Below are 22,962 nucleotides of genomic sequence, written 5' to 3' on the forward strand. Positions count from 1 at the left end.
GGGACCCGACCGGGTTCCGCGCCCTTTTTTGTCGATCAGCGTTTCGTGCAGGTCGAGGCGGTGAAGGCGCCGTCCTGCTGCTTCATGATGATGTCGAAGGAGGGGGCGTTCGGATCGTCCAGCGTGGCTTGCGTCAGCGAGATCGAGTTACCGCCGCTGGTATAGCCGCCGAGCGGACCGAGCCAGCTGATCTCGCCATTGGCGTCCATCTGGTAGTTGTAGGTTCCCGAGGTGCCGAAGGTCACGGGGCCACTATAGACATTACCCTTGATGGTGATGTCGCCAAGGTTGAGGAACAGACCGAGCAGATAGACCTCGCAGCGATAGACGCCGTCCGGCAGCTTGCCTTCGGCGAAGTCGGCGTGGGCGCTGCTGGCGGCGGATATGAGAAGCAGGAAACTCAGGAAAAAGCGGAAGGCCATGACGTCGCTCGGTTGCGCGGCGACCTTGCCCCATTTTGCCGGCGCCCCGCAACAGGCGCGGGCCGAGTTTCCATCCGGTCAGATTAAAGTTTAGGCATTTTTACCATTTGGGCAAAATCTAGGCAGCATTGCGTAAACTTTTCTCAACCTTCGCGCGCCGCAGGAAACGCGAAAGTTCGACGGCTACGAGATAACTGGCTGTAAGCGCTTCGTTATTTCACTATTTGTCATCGCGCTTCCGCGTCTGGCACGTCGCTTGCAACGAAATGTGGCGATGCAAAACAACTAACGTGGGAGCGTGGAACATGAGGGGTAATTTTTCGACAATAACAAAAATGTTTTCGGCCGGCGTGATCGCTGCCGGCCTGTCTATGTCGGCGCCCGCGAAGGCCGCTGAGGACACCATCAAGGTCGGCATTCTCCATTCGCTGTCGGGGACCATGGCGATTTCGGAGACGACGTTGAAGGACGTCATGCTGATGCTGATCGAGGAACAGAATGCTAAGGGCGGCCTGCTCGGCAAGAAGCTCGAGGCGGTCGTCGTCGATCCGGCGTCCAACTGGCCGCTCTTCGCCGAAAAGGCGCGCGAGCTGATTTCGAAGGACAAGGTGGCGGCGGTGTTCGGCTGCTGGACGTCGGTGTCACGCAAGTCCGTGCTGCCGGTGTTCTCAGAGCTCGACAATATCCTGTTCTATCCCGTCCAGTATGAGGGCGAGGAAAGCGAGCGCAACGTCTTCTACACGGGCGCGGCGCCGAACCAGCAGGCCATTCCGGCCGTCGACTACCTGATGAGCGCCGATGGCGGCTCGGTGAAGCGCTGGGTGCTCGAAGGTACCGATTACGTTTATCCGCGCACCACCAACAAGATCCTCGAGGCGTACCTCAAGTCCAAGGGCGTGCCGGCCGAGGACATCATGGTCAACTACACGCCGTTCGGTTTTTCCGACTGGCAGACCGAGGTCTCGGCAATCAAGAAATTCGGCTCGGCCGGCAAGAAGACGGCGGTCGTGTCGACGGTCAATGGCGACGCCAACGTGCCGTTCTACAAGGAACTCGGCAATCAGGGCATCAAGGCTGAAGACATTCCGGTCATGGCCTTCTCGGTCGGCGAGGAGGAATTGGCCGGTCTCGACACCGGACCTTTGGTCGGCCATCTCGCCGCCTGGAACTATTTCGAGAGCGTCGACACGCCCGAGAACAAGAGGTTCATCGAGGACTGGCACAAGTTCATCAAGAACGACAAGCGCACCACCAATGACCCGATGGAAGCGCATTACATCGGCTTCAACATGTGGGTGAAGGCGGTCGAGAAGGCCGGCACCACCGATCCGGACAAGGTTATCGACGCCATGGTCGGCGTGTCGGTGCCGAATCTTACCGGCGGCTATTCGACAATGATGCCAAACCACCACATCACCAAGCCGGTGCTGATCGGCGAGATCCAGGCCGACGGCCAGTTCGAGACCGTCTCGCAGACACCCGGCCTCGTCATGGGCGACGAATGGTCCGACTACCTGCCGGATTCCAAGGACCTGATCTCGGATTGGCGCGCCCCGCTCAGCTGCGGCAACTTCAATGTCGCCAGCGGCAAGTGCGGCGGCAAGGGCACCAACTGATCCCGGTCTGGACCTGGGCCGTTACCACCCAGATCTGTCGGACCACGGTGTGGCCCCGCGATCCGACAGACCTTCGCCCGGGCGGGCTTTGGCTGGCCCGGGCAAAGCCTTCAAACCTTTGAGAGCCGCTCGAAGACGATGATCCTGTTGCGCGTGATTGGCCTGATGATGCTGCTGACGATGGCAAGCCTGTTGCCGTCGGGCGCCGCCGAGGGCGATCTTCGCGCCACGATCGCCAAATTCGCGACAGCCGCCAATTTCTCCGCCACGGAGGCCGTGGTGCGCGAGTTGGCCGCGAGCGGCGATGCGTCGGTCGAACGTGCGCTCTCGGCGCTGGCCGACGGCAATCTTTATATCCGCAAGGCCGATTCCCAGATATTCGTCGGTAAGGACGCCGGCGACGGCATCGAATTGCTCGATCCGCTGAGCGGCGAAAAGGCGGCCGACGCCGCCAAGGTCGACCTCGCCAAGATCAAGGTCAACAACGGACTGCGCCGCACGATCCGCGATGCGCTGGGTACGCTGACGCTGCGCGCCAAGGATCCTGCCGTGCGCCTCGCCGCCGCGGCGACCATGTTCAGGGCGCCCGATGCGGCGAACATCGAGCCGCTCGATGCCGCGATCGCCGCCGAAATCGATCCCGCTGTCAAGGCGATGTTCGAACAGGCGCGCGCCGCATCGGTGCTCGTTTCCGACAAGCCGGAAGCCGACAAGCTGGCCGCGATCTCCGTGATTGCGGCGCGCGGCGACCGCGACGCGCTGTCGTTGCTGACCTCGGTCGAGGCCGGCGCTCAGGGCGCTGTCAAGGACGCGGCGGCAGCCGCCATCGGATATATCAATTCGACGCTGGCGTTGTGGGATGCCGGCCAGAACATCTGGTACGGCATCTCGCTCGGATCGGTGCTGCTGCTGGCCGCGATCGGCCTCGCCATCACCTTCGGCGTCATGGGCGTCATCAACATGGCGCATGGCGAGATGGTGATGCTCGGCGCCTACACCACCTTCGTCGTCCAGCAGGTCATCCGCACGTCCTTTCCCGCCCTGTTCGACTGGTCGCTGGTGATCGCGCTGCCGCTCGCCTTCCTTGTCGCCGCGCTGGTCGGGCTTGCCATCGAGCGCGGCATCATCCGCTTCCTCTATGGCCGGCCGCTCGAGACGCTCTTAGCCACCTGGGGTGTCTCGCTGATCCTGCAGCAGGCAGTGCGCACCATCTTCGGGCCGACCAACCAGGAGGTCGGCAATCCGTCCTGGATGTCGGGCTCGTTCGACATCGGGCAGTTGGCCATCACCTGGAACCGGCTGTGGATCCTGGTGTTCGCGCTCGTCGTGTTCGCGGTTTTGCTCTACGTCATGAAGCGCACGCCCTGGGGGCTGCAGATGCGCGCCGTCACCGCCAACCGCCGCATGGCCGCTTCGATGGGCATCAAGACGCCTTGGGTCGACGCGCTGACCTTCGCGCTGGGCTCCGGCATCGCCGGTATTGCCGGCGTCGCGCTCAGCCAGATCGACAACGTCTCGCCCAATCTCGGCCGCGGCTACATCATCGACAGTTTCATGGTCGTGGTCTTCGGCGGCGTCGGCAATCTCTGGGGCACGCTTGTCGGCGCCTTCTCGCTCGGCATCGTCAACAAGTTTCTCGAGCCTTATGCCGGCGCGGTGCTCGGCAAGATCGTCGTGCTGGTGCTGATCATCCTGTTCATCCAGAAACGCCCGCGCGGCCTGTTCGCGCTGAAGGGCAGGGCGGTGGAAGCATGATCGCTCAACGCCTGTTCGGCGCCGACCGGCGCATCGCCGTCACGATCTTCGTCCTGCTGTCGGCGGCCATCATCGTGCCGCTGCTCAACCTCGCCGCTTCGCCGTCGAGCGCGCTCTATGTTCCGCCCTATATCGTGGCGCTGCTCGGCAAGTATCTCTGCTATGCGCTGCTCGCCCTGGCGCTCGACCTGGTCTGGGGTTATTGCGGCATCCTCTCGCTCGGCCACGGCGCCTTCTTCGCGCTCGGCGGCTATGCGATGGGCATGTATCTGATGCGCCAGATCGGCTCGCGCGGCGTCTACGGCAACCCGATCCTGCCCGACTTCATGGTGTTCCTGAACTATAAGGAACTGCCCTGGTTCTGGTACGGCTTCGACCATTTCTGGTTCGCGGCAATCATGGTGCTGGCGGTGCCTGGCCTGCTCGCCTTCGTCTTCGGCTGGTTCGCCTTCCGCAGCCGCGTCACCGGCGTCTATCTCTCGATCATCACCCAGGCGATGACCTATGCCCTGCTGCTCGCCTTCTTCCGCAACGACATGGGTTTTGGCGGCAACAACGGCCTGACCGACTTCAAGGACATTCTCGGCTTCAACGTGCAGGCCGACGCGACGCGCTCGGCACTGTTCGCCGCGAGTGCGGTCACGCTGGCGCTCGCCGTCTTCGTCACCGCGGCGATCGTGCGCTCCAAATACGGCAAGCTCCTGATGGCGGTGCGCGACGCCGAGAGCCGCACCCGCTTCCTCGGCTGGCGGGCGGAGAACGTCAAGCTGTTCGCCTTCACCGTCTCGGCGATCATGGCCGGCATTGCCGGCGCGCTTTACGTGCCGCAGGTCGGCATCATCAATCCCGGCGAGTTCGATCCGGCGAACTCGATCGAGGTGGTGATTTGGACCGCCGTCGGCGGTCGCGGCACCATCGTCGGCCCAATCATCGGCGCGCTGCTCGTCAACGCGGGAAAATCCTGGTTCACCGGCGTGCTGCCGGAATTCTGGCTGTTTGCGTTGGGCGGATTGTTCGTCGCCGTCACGCTGTTCCTGCCGAAGGGCGTCGTCGGCACCTGGGATGGCTGGCGCGGCAGGGCCAAGGCATTGCGCGCGGCCTCGCTCGCCGAGGAAGCCGGCGCCGATCCGGAAAAACCTCCGGTCAAGATCGTGCGCTCGGCCGCACGGACGCCCGGCGCCTGGTCGGCTTCCGGCCCCGAGCCGCAGCCGGCGGAGTGAGCGGTCATGAGCAAGTCGAACACCATCCTCTATCTCGACGGCGTCTCGGTTTCCTTCGACGGTTTTCGCGCCATCAACAGCCTGTCGCTGGTGCTCGACAAGGGCGAGATGCGCGCGATCATCGGTCCCAACGGTGCCGGCAAGACGACGATGATGGACATCGTCACCGGCAAGACGCGGCCGGACGAGGGCGAGGTTTTCTTCGATGGTCAGGTCGATCTCACCCGGCATGACGAGGCCGAGATCGCCATGATGGGCATCGGCCGCAAATTCCAGAAGCCGACAGTCTTCGAAAGCCACAGCGTCGAGGATAATCTGATGCTGGCGCTGAAGGGTCCGCGCTCGATCTTCCCGGCGCTCTTCCATCGCCGCTCGGCCGCCGAGACGCGGCGCATCGATGATATCCTCGGCATCATCCGTCTCGGCGACAAGCGCGACGAGCTCGCCGCAAATCTGAGCCACGGTCAGAAACAGTGGTTGGAGATCGGCATGCTCTTGGCGCAGGACCCGAAGCTGCTGCTCGTCGATGAGCCGGTCGCCGGCATGACCGACGCCGAGACAGAGGAAACGGCGCGGCTGCTGAAAGACATCGCGCGCGACCATTCGGTGGTCGTCGTCGAGCACGACATGCATTTCGTGCGCGAGCTCGGCGTCAAGGTCACCTGCCTGCACGAGGGCTCGGTGCTGTCGGAGGGCACGCTCGATTTCGTTTCGGCCGACGAGCGAGTCGTCGAAGTCTATCTGGGGCGCTGAGCATGATCTGGCGGGTTCCGTTCCACCGTTTCGATTTCGCTTTCCTGAAGCGCTGGAGAAGGGGCTGACCATGCTCGAAGTCTCCAACGCCACGCTCCACTACGGCGCCGCCCAGGCGCTGCGCGGCGTTTCGCTGAAGGCCGGCGCGGGCAAGATCACCTGCGTGCTCGGCCGTAATGGCGTTGGCAAGACCAGTTTGATGAGATCGATCGTCGGCCATCACCGGCTGACGAGCGGAAGCGTTGCCTTCGAGGGGAAGGCGCTCGACCGGAGCGCGGCGTATGATCGCGCCCGGTCGGGCATCGCATTCGTGCCGCAGGGCAGGGAGATCTTCCCGCTGCTCACGGTGCGCGAGAACCTGGAATCGGGCTTCGCGCCGCTGCGGCGCGGCGACCGCAGCGTTCCGGCGCATGTCTTCGAGCTGTTCCCGGTGCTGAAGCAGATGCTGTCGCGGCGTGGCGGCGATCTTTCCGGTGGCCAGCAGCAGCAACTCGCCATCGGCCGCGCGCTGGTGATGCGGCCGAAGCTGCTCGTGCTCGACGAGCCGACCGAAGGCATCCAGCCGTCGATCATCAAGGACATCGGCCGCGCGATCCGCTATCTGCGCGACCAGGCCGGAATCGCGGTGCTGCTGGTCGAGCAATATCTCGACTTCTGCCGCGAGCTTGCCGACGAGGTCAACATCATGGACCGCGGCCAGATCGTTCACACCGGACCGGCCGAGGATCTCGACAGGGCGGACGTGCGGAAGTTTTTGACAGTATAACGCGCCTCGTCGTCATCCTTGGGCGAAGCAAGGAGCGAAGCGACGCGGCGCAGACCCAAGGATCCATTCCGTGACGCTGGCCGAAGAGTGCTGCGACAGAGAATAGATTCTTGTGTGGCGGCCCCAACCATTTCCGGATTCTGCACCGATAGTAACGTTTGGAAGTAACGGCATGGATCCTTGGGTCTTCGCTCAGCTTCGCGTCGCTGCGCCCAAGGATGACGAACTCATTCTACTCTGACGGCTTCAAAGCTGCATGCTAGTCTTTCCCTGGCCTTGGTGAGTCGGCCGCTTTCCGTACCAGTCGCGAATGAGGGGAAGGGCGCACTCAGCCGGCAAGTTCCACGCAAGCAAACCCGCCTAGCTTTCTCCTGAGTGATTGTCGGTCGATGCGTCCAACAAGGAACTTGCCAGGGGAAGGCGATGGAACGTTTTGTCGAGGACTATCAGAAGCGGCGCCTCACCGAACGCATCGACATCATGACGGCGATCAACATCCTGATGTCGCAAGGCTACGACGAGGACGATCTGCTTGGAGAAATAACCAAGGTTTTCTATGTCGACCTCGACGCTTATTACGAAGTGATCGGGCATCACTGACGGCTTGAGCCGCTAAAGGTCGACGCAATTCCAGACGGAAGGCTACGGCGAAGTCGCGAAGTCCGACCGTTTCACGCTTTTCCTGGAATTGTCTAGAGCTTCAAGCGCAGCGGCGGACGTCGAGCACGCGGTTGCGGCCGCCGCGCTTGGCTGCGTAAAGCGCCTTGTCGGCGGCGCTGAGCACCTTGTCGAAGCGCACGCCTTCGCTGCTGCCGAAAGCGAAACCGGCGCTCACCGTGCAATTGAGCCGGCCCGTTTCGGTGTCGATCGTTCGCGCCGCAAAGGCCATCCTTATCCGTTCGGCCGTACCCTCGACCATCTCGGGCAAGGTGCGCTTCAGCACCAGCGCGAACTCCTCGCCGCCCATGCGGGCAGCGACATCGTTCGGGCGCAAATTGCCGGCCAATTCTTCGGCGAATACCTTCAGCACCTCGTCGCCGGCGGCGTGGCCGAACTGGTCGTTGATCGCCTTGAAGCCGTCGAGGTCGAACACCACCACCGCCATGAAGGCGCCGACAGGCATCTTGCCATGCAGGTCGAACAACGCGCGACGGTTGAGCAGTCCGGTCAGCGCGTCGGTCTCAGCCTCGCGCTTGTGATGGCGCGCGAGCCGCCCCTGGTTGAGCGCCAGCGACAGCGCGCCGATGCCGGTCATCGAGGCGATGACGATGACCAGGCTCAGGTCTTCGGCCCAGTTGCTCGGCGCGTGGCCGAGGACCAGCCTGCCGTCCCATGCCAGCACGGCAGCGCACAGCACGAAGGACGCAGCGGTCAGCGAATAAAGCAGCGCCGCGCCGATAAGCTGCGCCGGCGCTTCCCCGCGGCCCTTCCAATACTCATACGCGGTGCCGAACAGAAGCAGCGCCGCAAGCGAATTCTCCAGCATGAAGCCCAGCCCGTCATAGCCGAGCGCCATCGGCGGCAGAGCCAGCAAGAAGGAGATGCTGGAACCAAGCGCGATGCGCGGCAGCGGAGAGCGGCTGGTCCGGAACTGGTGGGCCGCGCCCAGCATCACCGAGAAGCCAAGCAGGAGCACCGCCAGTGTCAGGACGCCGAGAGCCGCTCCGGGCGCTGCGATGTAGGCGTCATAGACAAAGACTTCGACCACAACCACAAGCACGCTGATCGCCCATGTCAGCAGGAACTTGTCGGAACGGGCGGTCAGCCAGGTTCCGAACAGCGTGAGGCTGAGGCAGGCGGCGGAGAAGCCGACGGCCAGCAGCAATGAATTGTAGTCGAGCAGCATGCACCCGTCCTTGCCGGCGCACCGGGTTTCTGCAACCTGGCGTAGGTGCATTAGTGCGGCAAGGAAGTATCGATTACGTTACGATAGCGGTGAAGATGCCGGATTTTCCCGCATTATAGGATTGTTACCGACAAGAGCAGGGCAAGGCCGATCGCCATCATCAGCAGACCCGGCCAATTCCGTGAAAGGCCGAGGAAGCGGAGGCCGCGTCGGCGCGGCTCGATCGTCGGGCCAGGGGTTGTGAGGTATGGCTTCGGGCGATCCGGGGCTGCAGGCGCCGGATCACTAAGTTGCCCGCGCCAGAGAACTGCGGCCGCCATGTACACAATCCCGGCGACAGTAAGTAACGCCCCAATGAGGATGACAGCCATATCGCCCGCCTTCTCCGGGTTCTCCCGATGCCCCAGCCAGCGTTCAGCCCAACCGCTATGAACCGGCTCCCGGCGAGACAGGCAAAACGGTCGAAATGCCCGGTAAGTTCCGGCGGAGCTACGCAATGTCGTCCTCTCAAAGTCTCGCCGCCTTAATCGGCTACTCGCTTCATCAGCGCCATGGCGCCGAAGGGCGCGCGCACCTTGCCTTCGGTGATGAAGTAGACGAACACGTCGCGGGGCTTGACCGGCGCATCGGTCTTGGGATCGGCGCGCGGCAGGCCGGCCGGCTGCCCGCCTTCCGCCCAGGTCTTTGCCCGCGCCGCCCATTCGTCGAGCCCCTTCGGCGTGTAGCAGTCCGGATTGTCGTCGCTGCCGGTCTGCAGGCGCGCATAGACGAAATCGCCGGTTACGTCGGCGATCGCCGGATATTTGGCATGGTCGGCATAGACGATGGCGGCTCTGTATTTGCGCGCCAGCGCCGGGAATTCGGGCACGATGAAGCTGTCGTGCCGCACTTCCAGCGCGTGGCGCAGCGGCACGCCGTCCTGCTTCTCCGGCAACAGCCTCAGGAAAGCCTCGAAATCGTCCGCGTCGAATTTCTTCGTCGGCGCGAACTGCCACAGGATTGGCCCGAGCTTCTCGCCGAGCGCGGCGACGCCTGAGCCGAGGAAGCGCATCATCGATTCACCCGCCTCGCCGAGCACGCGGCGGTTGGTGACGAAGCGGTTGCCCTTCAGCGAGAAGACGAAGCCGTCCGGCGCGTCGCCGGCCCATTTGACGAAGGTCGGTTCCTTGAAGCTGGAATAGTAGGTGCCGTTGACCTCGATGGTCGGCACCTGGCGGCTGGCATAGTGGAGCTGCTTGGTCTTGGCGAGCTTGTCCGGATAGAAGGAGGTATCCCAGGGTTCGAAGGTCCAGCCGCCCATGCCGGAGCGGATCTTTCCTTGACTGGTCATCGTCTTCCTCCCGGTTTTCGAATTTATCAGGCTGCTTTGTCGATCGGCTTGGCCATATCGACCACGGTCCATCCCGGCCGATAGGGGTTCGGCCGGCGACTCGTCTCGCAATAGCCATAGGCCGAATAGAGCGCGATGTTCCGCTCCATCCGCGAATTGGTGTAGAGCCGCACCTCCGGCACGTGCCACGTTCGCGCCTGCTCATCGGCGAAGTCGAGCAACCTGATGCCGAGCTTCTTGCCCTGGAAGGCCGGCGCCACTGCGACGCTGAAGATCATGGCGTGGTCGGGATGCCGTTCCAGCACGATGAGCCCGGCCAGTTCGGAACCATCCTCCAGCAGCCAGACTTCGCCGCGCTCGATTCGCGGCGCATAGTCCTCGGTGACCGGGATCGGCGGCGCGCCGAGCAGGGCGGTGTAGGGCGAATAGGCTTCCGTTGTCAGCACGACGATGGCGGAGAGATCTTCGGAGCGAGCTAGTCTCATGATTGATTGGTCCCAGCGGCGGCCGGAACAACCTTATGCATCCCTGCGGCAATCGCCGCGACTGCATCGCGGCTGGTATCGCCGAGGCCATGCCGCTCGGCCAGCCACTGCGCTTCGTTGTAGGACAGCCAGACCTTGCCCTGTGCATCTTCCCAGGCCAACGCCTTCACCGGCAGGTCGATGCCCGCAAGCTGCCGGTCCTGCATCAGCGGCGTGCCGCCTTTGGGATGGCCAAAGATCAGCAATTCGGTCGGGCGCAGCGCGGCGCCGATTTCATGCGCGCCGGCTGCGTGATCGATGCGAGCGAAGACTCGCAATCCGGCACAGGTGATGGTATCGACCAGCCGGTCGATGGTTTCGGCCACGCCAAAACGGCTTTCAACGGAGACGAGGCCGTCGTTCGTCATCACTCCGCCGCTTCGCGTTTGCCTCCGGGGCGTCGCTCCAGCAGCTCTTTCAGGAACTGGCCGGTGTAGCTGCGCTTCTCGCGCACGATCGCTTCCGGCGTGCCGGAGGCGACGAGCTCGCCGCCGCCGTCGCCGCCCTCGGGGCCGAGGTCGAGCACCCAGTCGGCTGTCTTGATAACCTCGAGATTGTGCTCGATCACCACCACCGTGTTGCCCTGGTCGACCAGCTCATGCAGCACTTCGAGCAGCTTGGCGACGTCGTGGAAGTGGAGGCCGGTGGTCGGCTCGTCGAGAATGTAGAGCGTCTTGCCCGTCGCCTTGCGCGACAATTCCTTGGCGAGCTTGATGCGCTGTGCCTCGCCGCCCGACAGCGTCGTCGCTTGCTGGCCGATATGGATATAGCCGAGGCCGACCTGGTTCAGCGTCACCAGCTTGTCGCGCACGCCTGGCACCGCCGAGAAGAAGTCGACGCCTTCCTCGACCGTCATGTCGAGCACGTCGGCGATCGACTTGCCCTTGAACAGCACGTCGAGCGTCTCGCGATTGTAGCGCTTGCCGTGGCAGACGTCGCAGGTGACGTAGACGTCCGGCAGGAAGTGCATCTCGATCTTGATGACGCCGTCGCCCTGACAGGCTTCGCAGCGGCCGCCCTTGACGTTGAAGGAGAAGCGCCCCGGCTGATAGCCGCGCGCCTTCGCCTCCGGCAAGCCGGCGAACCAGTCTCGGATCGGCGTGAAGGCACCGGTATAGGTGGCCGGATTGGAACGCGGTGTGCGGCCGATCGGCGACTGGTCGATGTCGATGACCTTGTCGAGGAACTCAAGCCCCTCGATGCGGTCATGCTCGGCCGGATGCTCGCGCGAGCCCATGATGCGGCGCGAAGCCGCCTTGAACAGCGTCTCGATCAGGAAGGTCGACTTGCCGCCACCGGACACGCCGGTGACGCAGGTGAAGGTGCCGAGCGGAATCTCCGCCGTCACGTTCTTCAAATTGTTACCGCGCGCGCCGACGACCTTGATCCGCCGGTTCTTCTTCGCCTCGCGGCGCAGCTGTGGCGTCGCTACTTCGAGTTCGCCCGACAGATATTTGCCGGTGATCGAGGCCGGCGTCGCCATGATCTGCTGCGGCGTGCCCTGCGCGATGATCTGGCCGCCATGGATGCCGGCGGCCGGGCCGATGTCGACGACATAGTCGGCATGCAGGATGGCGTCCTCGTCATGCTCGACGACGATCACCGTGTTGCCGATGTCGCGCAAATGCTTCAGCGTATCGAGCAGGCGCGCATTGTCGCGCTGGTGCAGGCCAATGGACGGCTCGTCCAGAACATAAAGCACCCCGGTGAGGCCGGAGCCGATCTGCGAAGCGAGGCGGATGCGCTGGCTCTCGCCACCCGACAGCGTGCCGGAGTTGCGCGACAATGTCAGGTAGTCGAGGCCGACATCGTTCAGGAAGCGAAGGCGCTCGCGGATTTCCTTCAGCACCCTGACCGCGATCTCGTTCTGCTTCTCGTTGAGCTGCGCCGGCAGGTCGGTAAACCACTGGTCGGCCTTGCGGATCGACAGCTCGGTGACCTCGCCGATGTGCTTTCCGGCGATCTTCACGGCGAGCGCTTCCGGCTTCAGCCTGTAGCCGTTGCAGGCAGGGCAGGGCGTCGCCGACATGAAGCGCTCGATCTCCTCGCGCATCCAGGCCGATTCCGTTTCTTTCCAGCGTCGGTCGAGATTGGGGATGACGCCCTCGAAGGTCTTGGTGGTCTTATAGGAGCGCAGGCCGTCGTCATACTGGAAGGTGATCTCGCGCTCGCCGGTGCCGTGCAGCACGGCCTGCTGCGCCTCGGCGCTCAGGTCCTTGAACTTGTCGCCGAGCTTGAAGCTGTAGGCCTTGCCGAGCGCTTCCAGAGTTTGAGCGTAATAGGGCGAGGTCGATTTCGCCCATGGGCTGATGGCGCCGTCCCGCAGCGAGACGTTCTCATCCGGCACCACGAGATTGGCGTCGATGGCGCGCTGACTGCCGAGGCCATCGCAGGTCGGGCAAGCGCCGAACGGATTGTTGAAAGAGAACAGCCTGGGCTCGATCTCCGGAATGGTGAAGCCGGACACCGGGCAGGCGAACTTCTCCGAGAACATGATGCGCTCATGCGTCTCGTTCTTCGACTTGTTGACCGAGTCCTCGCCCGTCTGGCTGGCGTCGAGCGGCCGGTCGGCGAACTCGGCCACCGCCAGCCCGTCGGCGAGCTTGAGCGCGGTTTCCATCGAGTCCGCAAGCCGCGTCGCCAGATCTCCGCGCACGACGATGCGGTCGACGACGACGTCGATGTCGTGCTTGTACTTCTTATCCAGCGCCGGCACGTCGGCGATCTCGTAGAAGACGCCGTCGACCTTGACGCGCTGGAAACCCTTCTTCTGCAGTTCCAGCAGCTCCTTGCGATACTCGCCCTTGCGGCCGCGCACGATCGGCGCCAGCAGATAGAGGCGCGTGCCTTCGTCAAGCGCCAGCACGCGGTCGACCATCTGGCTGACCGTCTGGCTCTCGATCGGCAGGCCGGTGGTCGGCGAATAGGGGATGCCGACGCGCGCGAACAGCAAGCGCATATAGTCGTAGATCTCGGTGACGGTGCCGACCGTCGAGCGTGGGTTGCGCGAAGTGGTCTTCTGCTCGATCGAGATGGCGGGCGACAGGCCGTCGATCTGGTCGACGTCCGGCTTCTGCATCATCTCCAGGAACTGGCGGGCGTAGGCCGAAAGGCTCTCGACATAGCGGCGCTGGCCCTCGGCATAGATGGTGTCGAAGGCAAGCGACGACTTGCCGGATCCTGACAGGCCGGTCATGACGATCAGGCTGTCGCGCGGCAGGTCGAGGTCGACGTTCTTGAGATTGTGTTCGCGTGCCCCGCGAATGGAAAGGTATTTTTGGTCGGCCATCGCCGGTCGCCGCCTCAGGTCTGGAATTTTGCTGGATTGGCCGGTTTGTCCCGGCCATCCTCTATGTAGGTAGTTTGGCCGCCGCGTCGAGAGACGCCACAATCTCGACGGAAGCGGCCAACTATGGGTTTAACCGTCTTTCGCGAGAGCGGGCAAGCGGAAAGAACAAAGGCCGAACACGCTCCTGACAAAGCGCTGTGGAAACAAACACCGTCGATTGCCGCCTCACTGATCAGCGGCGGTGCCCGACTAACCCGCACGTAACCTCCCGGCGATCACATTTTTCGGTAATCGGCTACTGAACGGTTGACGCAGGCGACCCGCGGGAGCAGTCTCGGGTCGTCAGCGAAGCCGGCCGTCTTTCGATGGCCTCGCCACCTGAAGGTGGCCTGCGAGACGCCGCGGGCATTTGCGATTAGAGCTTCGTACGACAATGGTCGCAACGGACAGAAGGAGCGGAGCATGACGCCACCGGACAGTCCCTTGAGGCTCCACGCAAGGATGGAGCCGCGGCGGGCATAAGTGCCAGGGTGGCGTGAGCGCCGACCCGACAAACCGTGACCTGCCGATCGCTACAATCAGAGACCATAGTCGGATCGTCGGCTGAAGGCCGCGTTGCATCCGAAACAGAACGCCGGCAGTCCACTCCCGGCCAAAGTTGGGTTTTCAGATCCATGAAAGCCCCGTCCACCTGCGGAAGCAGTGGCGGGGCTTACATTTTTGCGGTCAGAAGTCGGGCGGTTGTTCCACCTGCTACACAATTCCGGAGTGGGACCGGCTGCGCCTTTTCTTGGAATTGCCTCAGTGGTTGGGCGGCCTGATGCCGCCCGTCGCCATGTCGATGGTTACGCTGCCGGAGATCCTGACATCGGTATTGCCGATCTTGAAAGTGCCGTTGCCGCCGGCGGGCTGCGCGTCATCCGGTTCGGGCTGCGGGGCAGGTTTGGCGATATGATAGTCGCCGCTGACGCCTGGCAGTTTCTGCGTCGAGCTGTCGTCCGCAAAGGCGGTGTTGGAGGCGATCAGCGCGACCGCGAGTGCCGCTGCCGCAGCAACAACTGGATTTCTGAACGAACGGATCATGCCGGGACTATAGAGGCGCGCCGAAAGTGAAGCCAGACGCGCGGCAATCAAATTGCCGCGCAGCGCAGTCAGGCCGCCTTCTTGCGCGTGTCGTAGACATGGTCGACGAGGCCCCAGGCCTTGGCCTCCTCGGCGGTCATGAAATAGTCGCGGTCGAGCGTGCGCTCGACCTCTTCGTAGCTGCGGCCGCAATGCTTGGCGTAGAGTTCCGTCATATGGCGCTTGGTGCGCAGGATGTCCTCGGCATGACGCTGGATGTCGGAGGCCTGGCCTTGGAAACCGCCGAGCGGCTGATGCAGCACGATCCTGGTGTTGGGCAGCGCGATGCGTCGGCCGGGCGAGCCGGCCATCAAAAGGAAGGAGCCCATCGACGCCGCGAAGCCCATGCACACCGTCGACACCGGGCAGGAGATGTACTGCATCGTGTCGTAGATGGCGAAGCCGCTGGTCACCACGCCGCCCGGCGAGTTGATGTAGATCGATATCTCCTTGTCGGGATGGTCCGATTCCAGCGACAGGAGCTGCGCGCAGACCAACGCCGAGACGCCGTCATTGATCTCGCCGTTGATGAAGACGATGCGCTCGCGCAGCAGCCGCGAGAAAATGTCGAAGGCGCGTTCGCCGCGGCTCGACTGCTCGATCACCATCGGTACCAGATTGGCAAGGGCGCTCATGGGCAGGGTATCCTCGGGGGTCAGGCTGCGCGCAGCATCATGCAGGGCGCATTGGCGGCTATAGGCTTCTTGCACGCGTCGAGCGAAAGACCGCAACCGGCGCCGGCCACGGCGATGACAGGCTGCGCCGCCGGCACGAAGGCGTCATGGACGATGCGAAGATGCGTGCCGCCAGAGATCGTCGGCTCAAGCGTGAAGGTGACGATGCTGTCAAATGCCGGCAACCGCTCGGCAGCGTCGGCGCGGGGCCGCTCGCGCCAGGAATAGCGTAAGAGCCTGGCCGGTTTGGCGTCGAGCACTTCACATTCGATTGCGGCGTCGGGGCCGGCAAAGGCGAAGCGCCTGCCGGTTTCGGGCTCAATGTCGTTGGGCATCATCCAGGCGGCGAGTAATTCAGGCTCGGTCAGCGCCCGCCAGACTTTTTCCGGCGGGTCGGGAAGATCGCATTCGAAGCTGAGCGGCGCATTGGCCGCTTCCGGGTGTCTTGCAGTCGTCATTGGTCCATTTCCTTCAGAACCGTCTTCAACCTCTCGATGCGCTCCGGCCAGAAGGCGCGGTAGCGTTCGATCCAGCCGAGCAGAGGATCGAGCCCTTGCGGGTCGGCGCGATAATAGGCGTTGCGGCCGGCGCGCCGCTCGACCACGAGGCCGGCGCCGCGCAGCACGGCAAGATGCTGCGAGACCGCCGGCTGCGACACGCTCATGCCGGCGCGCAGCTCCGACACCGTCAGTTCGCTAGTCGCCAGCCGCTCATAGACGGCGCGCCGTGTCGGATCGGCCAGCGCCCGGAAAATCTCTGCTTCGATCATGTACGAAGCATAAGTCGATACTTATTGGTTTGGCAAGCGGCTATTTGATCTCCATATCGGGATATGACGGCCCACCTTGCCTTTGCTGACATTCCTTGACAGAGGCAGTGGCCGGGACTAGAACGAAAAGAGAACAAAAACCTTGTGGGAAAAGCCAGCCTTTGCGGGCATGGGCGACCGGCAGGCTGTAAGGTGAGCGACTTAAAATTTGTTTCGGATGAGCGCGGAGAAGTACGATGGCGGGTAGCGTCAACAAGGTCATTCTGGTCGGCAATCTCGGGGCGGACCCTGAAATCCGCCGGCTGAATTCGGGCGATCCGGTCGTCAATATCCGCATCGCCACCTCGGAAAGCTGGCGCGACAAGAATTCCGGCGAGCGCAAGGAGAAGACCGAGTGGCATAACGTCGTCATCTTCAATGACCAGCTCGCCAAGGTCGCCGAGCAGTATCTGAAGAAGGGCATGAAGGTCTATGTCGAAGGCCAGTTGCAGACGCGCAAATGGCAGGACCAGACCGGCAATGACCGCTACACGACCGAGGTCGTGCTGCAGAAGTTCCGCGGCGAATTGCAGATGCTCGACGCGCGCGGCGAAGGCGGCGGCGGCCAGGTCGGCAATTATTCCGGTGGCAACAACCGCGGCTCCGATTTCGGCCAGTCAGGCCCGAACGAGGGCTTCAGCCGTGGCGGCGGTGGCGGTTCCAGGGGCGGTGGCGGCGGCTCGTCGCGCGAACTGGACGACGAGATTCCGTTCTGAGAACCGAACCGCGTGGCAAGCATCTGAGGAGAGGGGATGTCGCTCGGGCCGCTTCTATCCGCGCCGCCTCCCATTCCATGGCATGCGTTCGCGGCCTTAGCCGCGCTGGCGGTGGGCGGCGCGCAACTGGCCCTGCCGAAAGGCACGACACGCCATCGTGTGATGGGCTATGCCTGGGCGGCGCTGATGCTGGTTATCGCCGTCTCGAGCTTCTGGATCCAGCAGATCCGGCTGATCGGGCCGTTGAGCCCGATCCACATCCTGTCTATCCTGGTGGTCGTCACCGTGCCGCTGGCGGTATGGTATGCGCATAGCCATAAGGTGGCCGCGCATCGAAGCGCCATGATCAAGCTCTACTTGTTCGCGCTTGTCGGCGCCGGCATCTTCACCTTGCTGCCCGGCCGTATCATGCATGCGGTCGTGTTCGGCCAATGAGCAATTCCAGGAAAAGTGTGCGCCGGTTTTCCGTTCGGAATTGCGTATAAACAAACATTCGCAGTGGGTCATCCGTCCGCTGCGATGCAACGTTGCAAGGAAGGTTTGTCGTGAAAGCACGCGTCAAATGGGTCGAGGAACGCACCTTTGTCGGCGAGTCCGGCAGCGGTCACAAGGTCGTGCTGGGTACGGCGCATGGGCCGGAAGGCCGAACGCCTGGGCCGAGCCCGATGGAACTGGTGCTGATCGGCACCGGCGGCTGCTCCGCCTATGACGTCGTTCACATCCTCGAGAAGGGTCGCGAGGCGGTCGAGGACTGCGTGGTCGAGCTCGACGCCGACCGCGCGGAGACCGAGCCGCGCGTCTTCACCCGTATCCAGATGCATTTCATCGTCAAGGGCCGGGCGCTCTCGCGCGACAAGGTGAAACGCGCGATCGATCTATCGATCGAGAAATACTGCTCGGCGACGGCGATGATGGCCAAGACGGCGACCGTCACGCATGATTTCGAGGTCGTCGATACAACGGTGAAATAGGCGGTAGGCAGTAGGCAGTAGGCAGTAGGCAGTAGGCAGTAGGGGTGCCGCTCAAGCAGCCATCAGCGCCCTGACGCCGTCGGCCACGAACTGCACGGCGAGCGCCGCCAGGATGACGCCGAGCAGCCGCGTCAGGATCGAGCGGCCGGTCTGACCAAGAATGCGGTCGATGCGCTCGGCGAGCACAAAGACCAGATAGGTGAGGACAAGACAGATCGCGATAATGCCGACCAGCGCGGCTTGAGCGCTAAAACCCTCGAAGTGTCCCGACAGCAGAACGGTCGCCGAGATCGCGCCGGGGCCGGCGATCAGCGGGATCGCCAGCGGGAAGGCGGCGATGTTGTGGATCATGTCCTTGGTGATGGCGACGTCGCCGATCTTCTCCTTGCGGTCTTGCCTGCGCTCGAAAACCATTTCGAAGGCGATGAAGAACAGCAGGAAGCCGCCGGCGACGCGGAAGGCCGGCAGCGTGATGCCGAACACCGACAGGATCGAGGCACCGGCGAGCGCGAACAGCGCCATCACAAGGAAGCCGATCACCGAAGCGCGGACGGAAACCTGCTGACGCTCCTCGCGGTTCATGCCGCGCGTCACCGCGAGGAAGAGCGGCGCCAGACCCGGCGGGTCGATGGTCACCAGGATGGTCACGAAGGCGTTGAACAGGCTGTCGAAGCTCGGCATCGCTGGTCCCCTCCCGCCGGGCAAAGCCCAAGCCCCGCAATTGGTAGAGCAAAGCGGGGGCACTGGAAACAGCCGGAAGGGGAAATCAGCCGGCTATTCTCCTTTGCCGCAATGGGCCTCCAGGCGATAGCCGTCCGGGTCGATGACGAACGCCGCATAGTAGTTGTCGCCATAAGCCGCGCGCAGGCCAGGCGGGCCATTGTCCCTGCCGCCCTCGCGCAGCGCCGCCGCATGGAATGCATCGACGCCGGCGCGCGTCGGTGCGGCGAAACAAAAGTGCAGGCCGGAGTCGGTGTCGGCCGGCACCGGGCGGCCGGCCTCGTTGACCCAGAGCCGGACGGCCTCAGCGCCGTAGCCGAGCGAGCCGGGCGACTGGCTGAGGCAGGAATAGCCTAGCGGTTGCAAGGCCGCGTCGTAGAAACGTTTCGAGGCGTTGGTGTCGCGGACGCCTATCGAGATGTGATCGAGCATCGTTTTCTCCATGATTACAGTTGGTTGATCGGTCCGGTTGGAGTCGAGCGTCGCGCCAGGAACTCGACCTCGATGCGCCAGTTTTCGCCGCCGTCATGCGAGCGCTCGCCCAGCCAGCGGAACGAGTTCTGGGTGATGCGCGAAAAGCTCCAGCGCACCGAGGACCCGGTGTCATCGACGCCTTGCTGGACGATCGTGTCACCCTCGCCACGGCCGATCTGGCGGCTGAAATAGCGGCTGCGCGGATCGCTCCAGAAGATGTGCCAGGCATCGGTGCCGGGATCGTAGATGCGCAGCGTCGTGCCGTAGAAAGTCCAGGGACCGAGGGAGGGCGAGGGGCCGGCGTCCCGAGCGGGCAATATCCAGACGTCCTGGACTGCCTTGCCCTCCAGGACCCAGCCAAAATGCACCTCGCCGCGTCCGGTAAGCCGGGTGCCGTCCTCGAGAGTGCGTGTGGCGTCGAATGTCCAGGCGCCGACGAAGCGGCCGTAGAGCTTGAGCTTCTCGGCAAGGTCCGGATCGGGGCCGTCGCTGTGCAGGGCTTCAGCAAAAGGATCGGTCATGTTGCTGCCTCGTTTGTCAGGAGAGGGGAAGCAATAGGGGCACGGCCGGGTTCTGCGCTTGGGAAAAATTGCTATTTTTCGCCATGACGACGACGCCCATGACGACGACCGAGAAAAATCTTGCCTCTGGGCCTGGCTGGCAGGTGTCCGACGTGATCTGCACAGCAAGCGCTGGCGACAGGCCGTTCGAGGAACAGCATCGCTGTTTTTGCGTCGCCGCCGTGACCAGGGGCACGTTCCGCTACCGGACGCGGCAGGGCACGGCGATGCTTGCTCCCGGCGCCGTCCTGCTCGGCAATCCCGGCGCCTGCTACGAATGCGGCCATGAGCACGGCGCCGGCGACCGCTGCCTCTCCTTCCATTTTTCGCCGGCCTATATGGAGCGCGTCATCGCCGACGTTCCGGGCGCGAAGCGGCTCGGCTTCGCCGGTCCGCGCCTGCCGCCCTTGCCGGCGCTGGCGTCCTTGCTGGCGCAAGCGGAGGCCGCGCGGGAAACGGGCGACGGCGAAGCGCTCGAAGAGCTCGGCCTGCGCATTGCCGGCGCGGTGGTTGGGGCCACGCCCGGTTCTTCCAGGGTCGCATCCGCACCCAGCCGCCGCGACCAGAAACGCGTTGCCGAGGCGGTGCGCCTGATAGAGCTCAATGCCGAGCGGCCGTTGTCGCTGACCGAGCTCGCCGACGGCACGGCGACCAGCCCGTTTCACTTCCTGCGCACGTTCCGGCACGTCGCCGGCATGACGCCCTATCAGTTCCTGCTGCGGACCAGGCTGCACCGAGCCGCCGTGCGGCTGCGCGCGTCGAACGAAGCGATCTCGACGATCGCCTTCGACGCCGGCTTCAACGATCTGTCGACCTTCAACCGGCGGTTCAAGCGCGAGATGGGCGAGGTGCCCAGCGCCTATCGCGCCCGCCGCGTCAGAGGGATCCGGCGCTTCACTGAACCGCTCTAGGCGTTTGTTTTAAAAACGCTACGCACTTTTCCTGGGATTGCACCAGCCAATAGGATGCACCGTCAGTCCGATGTCGGGCCGCACCAGCCGGGCAGATAATCCGCGTCCTTGCTCTTGGCCAGGGCAAGGGCCTGCTTCATCGCCTTGTCGAAGCTTTTCGCCACCGCAGCCCGGTCGATGCGCCGGCGCAGGAAATCCGCCCACAGGAACTCGCTGAAGGGCGTCGTATCCTTGGCGAAGCCGCCCTGCCTGCGCAATTCGCCGGCGAGGCTGCGATAGGGGTCGTCGACGAGATCGGCCATGCTCTTCGGCAGCGCGTCATAGTCGCGCCGCCTGCCGTTCTCGTCGAACGGATGCATCCAACCGCGATTGTCGAGCACGGTGAGGAAAGCGTCCTTGTCGAGCTTCGACAGGTCGCTGGTCACCGTCACCAGCACGTCCTTGACGCCCTCCTCGATCAGGGCGCGGGCCATGTGGTGATGGTCGACGACATAGTTGCGCTTCTTCGGACCCAGCACCACCGGCACCATGTGATGGCCGAGGAATGTGCCCGTTTCCTCGTCGTTCCGCGCCCGGATCATCCGGCGTTTCAGCTCCACCTCGCGCATGCCGACCGTCATTTGCGTCGGCCGCAGTTCCTTCACCGCGACCGGAGTAACGATGGGTTCGCGTGGACTTGTCATTGCACGTCGTCCTGCTGTTGAGGTTGTCCTGGGCCAAGCGCCTTGATGGCGGCGTCGACGCTGTGGAATATCCGCTGCGTGCCGACCAGGTCGGCGATGCCGAAGCGGTTCAGCGCCGCCTGGCCGCGCAGCGATTCCATGCGCGCGATGGCAAAGACGGCGCCTTTGTCGCGGCAGTGGCGGATGGTGTCGATCAGCGCCTGGGCGGCGGTGTAGTCGATCTCGACGATGTTGCTGGCCTCCAGCACCACCAATTTCACCTCATCGCTCCTGGCGTCGATCAGGTCGCGCAGGCCGCGCTTGAAGCGGTCGGCATTGACGAAGGAGAGCGGCGCCTGGAACGCAGCCACCAGCACGCCGGGGCGCTGCTCGCCCGCGCTCGAGCCGCTCGGCGGCCACCACACCGACGTGCCCGGCACCTGCGCCAGCTCGATCGGCTCCGTGTGCGTCGAGCCCCAGATGCCGTGCAGCAGTGACAGGCCGATGCCGATCGCGACGCCTGTTTCGATCGGCAGGACGACAATAGCGATCATGGTGACCAGGATCAGCGCGAACTCGCCCGGTGCCTGGCGATAGACTTTGGCGAAGACCTGCCAGCGCAGGATGTGCTGGGCCACGAACATCAGCACGCCTGCAAGGGCGGCCTGCGGCACGTTGGCGAGCAGGCTTCCTCCAAAGGCGCCGAGCGCCAGCACGATGGCCGCGGCAATTAGGCCAGACAGCTGCGAGTGGCCGCCGGTCTGGGCGACGATGGCCGTGCGCGGCGGGCTGGAGTTGACGGCAAAGGCGCCGAACAGGCCGGCCACGATGCTGCCCACACCGACGCCGACGAAATCGCGATTGACGTAGGGTGCTTCGCCATCCTGCGGCGCGAAGGAGCGGCTGGTGGCCGCCGTCTGCACCATGACGACGATGGCGATCAGCAGCGCGAGCGGGATGAGCGCCTGCGCATCTCGGAAGTCGACGGTCGGCATTTCGGGCATCGGCAACCCGTTCGACAAGGCGCCGAGCACTTCGACGCCCTGGCGCTTCAAGTCGAAGACCATGACGGCGAGCGTGGCCAGTACCATCCCGATCAGGGCAGCGGGGATGCGGGCGCTGATGCGCGCGGCAATGAAAACGATCGCGAACACGCCGAGCCCGAGCGCCAGGCTCCACGCATTGGCGAGGTGAAGATTGGCGGCGATTTCACCGATGCGCCGCAGCGTCTCGCCGCTTTCCGGCGGCAGGCCGAGGAGGCCTGGCAATTGCGAGACGATGATGTGGACGGAAATGCCGGCGAGGAAGCCGGTCGTGACCGGCACCGAAAGGAGGTCGGCGATCCAACCGAGGCGGAAGACGCCGCTCAGCGCCACCAGCAGCCCGACCATCAGCGCCAGCATGGCTGCCAGTGCCAGGTAGTGCGGCGAGCCGGATGTCGCGATCAAGGCAAGCCCGCCGGCGAAAAGCGGCGTGATCGTCGAATCCGCCCCGACCGAGAGCTGGCGGTTGGCGCCGAAGAGGGCGAATGCCACGGATCCGGCGACGAAGGCGAAGAAACCGATCTCCGGCTGGAAGCCGCCGAGCCTGGCCGTCGCCATCTGTTCGGGAATGGCGATCGCCGCCAACGTGATGCCGGCCGCCAGATCGCCGTCGAGGTCCTTTGCCGTCCAGCCGCTCAGCGCCCGCAGAGGCAGCCACGAGATCCAGTTCATCGCGTTCGCAGTTTCTGCCCGAGGAAGACGATCCATGGCCGACCTTGCCATTTGAAGGAGAAATCGACCTTGGCCATATCGTCGCAATCAGCGGTATCCTTTTGAAAT

At 63.9% G+C, this 22,962-nt stretch carries 25 protein-coding genes; 10 read left to right on the forward strand and 15 right to left on the reverse strand.

Annotation, left to right across the window (positions count from 1 at the left end; genetic code table 11):
• Nucleotides 1–35: 35 nt before the first annotated feature.
• On the reverse strand, nucleotides 36–422 hold the full coding sequence (locus tag P9236_RS08545; RefSeq protein WP_278074164.1) for a hypothetical protein: 387 nt from the start codon (nucleotides 420–422) through the stop codon (nucleotides 36–38).
• 305 nt (nucleotides 423–727) lie between these two features.
• On the opposite strand from P9236_RS08545, the gene urtA reads away from it, so the two are divergent.
• The 6 genes from urtA to P9236_RS08575 all read left to right on the forward strand — a co-directional run bounded on the left by urtA (nucleotide 728) and on the right by P9236_RS08575 (nucleotide 7,132).
• Nucleotides 728–2,038, forward strand: coding sequence for an urea ABC transporter substrate-binding protein (gene urtA, locus P9236_RS08550; protein WP_278074165.1), 1,311 nt, complete (start codon nucleotides 728–730; stop codon nucleotides 2,036–2,038).
• Nucleotides 2,039–2,176: 138 nt separating this feature from the next.
• The gene (urtB, locus tag P9236_RS08555) at nucleotides 2,177–3,793 is read left to right on the forward strand and encodes an urea ABC transporter permease subunit UrtB (RefSeq protein ID WP_278074166.1); all 1,617 of its coding nucleotides are present in this window, start codon (nucleotides 2,177–2,179) and stop codon (nucleotides 3,791–3,793) included.
• Complete coding sequence (urtC, locus tag P9236_RS08560; protein WP_278074167.1) at nucleotides 3,790–5,013, forward strand: urea ABC transporter permease subunit UrtC; 1,224 nt, start codon at nucleotides 3,790–3,792, stop codon at nucleotides 5,011–5,013. The genes urtB and urtC overlap by 4 nt, the downstream gene beginning before the upstream one ends.
• Before the next feature lie 6 nt (nucleotides 5,014–5,019).
• On the forward strand, nucleotides 5,020–5,766 hold the full coding sequence (urtD, locus tag P9236_RS08565; protein WP_278074168.1) for an urea ABC transporter ATP-binding protein UrtD: 747 nt from the start codon (nucleotides 5,020–5,022) through the stop codon (nucleotides 5,764–5,766).
• Nucleotides 5,767–5,836: 70 nt separating this feature from the next.
• Entirely contained in the window at nucleotides 5,837–6,532 is a 696-nt protein-coding gene (gene urtE, locus P9236_RS08570) for an urea ABC transporter ATP-binding subunit UrtE (RefSeq protein ID WP_278074169.1), read from the forward strand.
• 423 nt (nucleotides 6,533–6,955) lie between these two features.
• On the forward strand, nucleotides 6,956–7,132 hold the full coding sequence (locus tag P9236_RS08575; RefSeq protein ID WP_278074170.1) for a hypothetical protein: 177 nt from the start codon (nucleotides 6,956–6,958) through the stop codon (nucleotides 7,130–7,132).
• A 100-nt stretch (nucleotides 7,133–7,232) separates the two neighbouring features.
• Here P9236_RS08575 and P9236_RS08580 read toward each other — a convergent pair whose 3' ends face one another.
• The 9 genes from P9236_RS08580 to P9236_RS08620 form a co-directional block, all read right to left on the reverse strand.
• Nucleotides 7,233–8,378 (reverse strand): GGDEF domain-containing protein, encoded by a 1,146-nt coding sequence (locus P9236_RS08580; RefSeq protein WP_278074171.1) that lies wholly within the window; start codon nucleotides 8,376–8,378, stop codon nucleotides 7,233–7,235.
• 523 nt (nucleotides 8,379–8,901) lie between these two features.
• Nucleotides 8,902–9,708, reverse strand: a complete 807-nt coding sequence (locus P9236_RS08585) for a DUF72 domain-containing protein (RefSeq protein WP_278074172.1) — start codon at nucleotides 9,706–9,708, stop codon at nucleotides 8,902–8,904.
• A 26-nt stretch (nucleotides 9,709–9,734) separates the two neighbouring features.
• Nucleotides 9,735–10,193, reverse strand: a complete 459-nt coding sequence (locus tag P9236_RS08590) for a GNAT family N-acetyltransferase (RefSeq protein WP_278074173.1) — start codon at nucleotides 10,191–10,193, stop codon at nucleotides 9,735–9,737.
• Nucleotides 10,190–10,600, reverse strand: a complete 411-nt coding sequence (locus P9236_RS08595) for a DUF302 domain-containing protein (RefSeq protein ID WP_278074174.1) — start codon at nucleotides 10,598–10,600, stop codon at nucleotides 10,190–10,192. The genes P9236_RS08590 and P9236_RS08595 overlap by 4 nt, the downstream gene beginning before the upstream one ends.
• Nucleotides 10,600–13,521, reverse strand: a complete 2,922-nt coding sequence (gene uvrA, locus P9236_RS08600; protein WP_278074175.1) for an excinuclease ABC subunit UvrA — start codon at nucleotides 13,519–13,521, stop codon at nucleotides 10,600–10,602. The genes P9236_RS08595 and uvrA overlap by 1 nt, the downstream gene beginning before the upstream one ends.
• Before the next feature lie 801 nt (nucleotides 13,522–14,322).
• Entirely contained in the window at nucleotides 14,323–14,604 is a 282-nt protein-coding gene (locus tag P9236_RS08605; RefSeq protein ID WP_278074176.1) for a hypothetical protein, read from the reverse strand.
• A 68-nt stretch (nucleotides 14,605–14,672) separates the two neighbouring features.
• Nucleotides 14,673–15,278, reverse strand: a complete 606-nt coding sequence (locus tag P9236_RS08610; protein WP_278074177.1) for an ATP-dependent Clp protease proteolytic subunit — start codon at nucleotides 15,276–15,278, stop codon at nucleotides 14,673–14,675.
• A 20-nt stretch (nucleotides 15,279–15,298) separates the two neighbouring features.
• Nucleotides 15,299–15,775, reverse strand: a complete 477-nt coding sequence (locus tag P9236_RS08615; RefSeq protein ID WP_278074178.1) for an SRPBCC domain-containing protein — start codon at nucleotides 15,773–15,775, stop codon at nucleotides 15,299–15,301.
• The gene (locus P9236_RS08620; RefSeq protein WP_278074179.1) at nucleotides 15,772–16,086 is read right to left on the reverse strand and encodes a metalloregulator ArsR/SmtB family transcription factor; all 315 of its coding nucleotides are present in this window, start codon (nucleotides 16,084–16,086) and stop codon (nucleotides 15,772–15,774) included. Before P9236_RS08620 ends, P9236_RS08615 begins: the two co-directional genes overlap by 4 nt.
• Nucleotides 16,087–16,322: 236 nt before the next feature.
• Here P9236_RS08620 and P9236_RS08625 point away from each other — a divergent pair, with 236 nt between their 5' ends.
• The 3 genes from P9236_RS08625 to P9236_RS08635 all read left to right on the forward strand — a co-directional run bounded on the left by P9236_RS08625 (nucleotide 16,323) and on the right by P9236_RS08635 (nucleotide 17,812).
• On the forward strand, nucleotides 16,323–16,841 hold the full coding sequence (locus tag P9236_RS08625) for a single-stranded DNA-binding protein (protein WP_278074180.1): 519 nt from the start codon (nucleotides 16,323–16,325) through the stop codon (nucleotides 16,839–16,841).
• A 36-nt stretch (nucleotides 16,842–16,877) separates the two neighbouring features.
• Entirely contained in the window at nucleotides 16,878–17,276 is a 399-nt protein-coding gene (locus P9236_RS08630) for a DUF2306 domain-containing protein (RefSeq protein WP_278074181.1), read from the forward strand.
• A gap of 110 nt (nucleotides 17,277–17,386) precedes the next feature.
• A complete protein-coding gene (locus tag P9236_RS08635; RefSeq protein ID WP_278074182.1) occupies nucleotides 17,387–17,812 on the forward strand; it encodes an OsmC family protein in 426 nt (141 codons plus the stop codon).
• 51 nt (nucleotides 17,813–17,863) lie between these two features.
• Here the strand turns inward: P9236_RS08635 and P9236_RS08640 are convergent, their stop codons facing one another.
• From P9236_RS08640 to P9236_RS08650, 3 genes are all read right to left on the reverse strand, one after another.
• Nucleotides 17,864–18,493, reverse strand: a complete 630-nt coding sequence (locus P9236_RS08640; RefSeq protein ID WP_278074183.1) for a MarC family protein — start codon at nucleotides 18,491–18,493, stop codon at nucleotides 17,864–17,866.
• 93 nt (nucleotides 18,494–18,586) lie between these two features.
• Entirely contained in the window at nucleotides 18,587–18,964 is a 378-nt protein-coding gene (locus P9236_RS08645; protein ID WP_278074184.1) for a VOC family protein, read from the reverse strand.
• Nucleotides 18,965–18,978: 14 nt separating this feature from the next.
• Nucleotides 18,979–19,527 (reverse strand): hypothetical protein, encoded by a 549-nt coding sequence (locus P9236_RS08650; RefSeq protein ID WP_278074185.1) that lies wholly within the window; start codon nucleotides 19,525–19,527, stop codon nucleotides 18,979–18,981.
• Between the two features lie 98 nt (nucleotides 19,528–19,625).
• On the opposite strand from P9236_RS08650, the gene P9236_RS08655 reads away from it, so the two are divergent.
• Entirely contained in the window at nucleotides 19,626–20,477 is an 852-nt protein-coding gene (locus tag P9236_RS08655) for an AraC family transcriptional regulator (RefSeq protein ID WP_278074186.1), read from the forward strand.
• 62 nt (nucleotides 20,478–20,539) lie between these two features.
• Here the strand turns inward: P9236_RS08655 and P9236_RS08660 are convergent, their stop codons facing one another.
• Both P9236_RS08660 and P9236_RS08665 read right to left on the reverse strand, forming a co-directional pair.
• Complete coding sequence (locus tag P9236_RS08660; protein ID WP_278074187.1) at nucleotides 20,540–21,160, reverse strand: ParB-like protein; 621 nt, start codon at nucleotides 21,158–21,160, stop codon at nucleotides 20,540–20,542.
• A complete protein-coding gene (locus tag P9236_RS08665; protein ID WP_278074188.1) occupies nucleotides 21,157–22,854 on the reverse strand; it encodes a SulP family inorganic anion transporter in 1,698 nt (565 codons plus the stop codon). Before P9236_RS08665 ends, P9236_RS08660 begins: the two co-directional genes overlap by 4 nt.
• Nucleotides 22,855–22,962 lie beyond the last annotated feature (108 nt).

Source organism: Mesorhizobium sp. WSM4884, from assembly GCF_029625675.1.
In the GTDB taxonomy this organism is placed as follows: Bacteria; Pseudomonadota; Alphaproteobacteria; order Rhizobiales; family Rhizobiaceae; genus Mesorhizobium.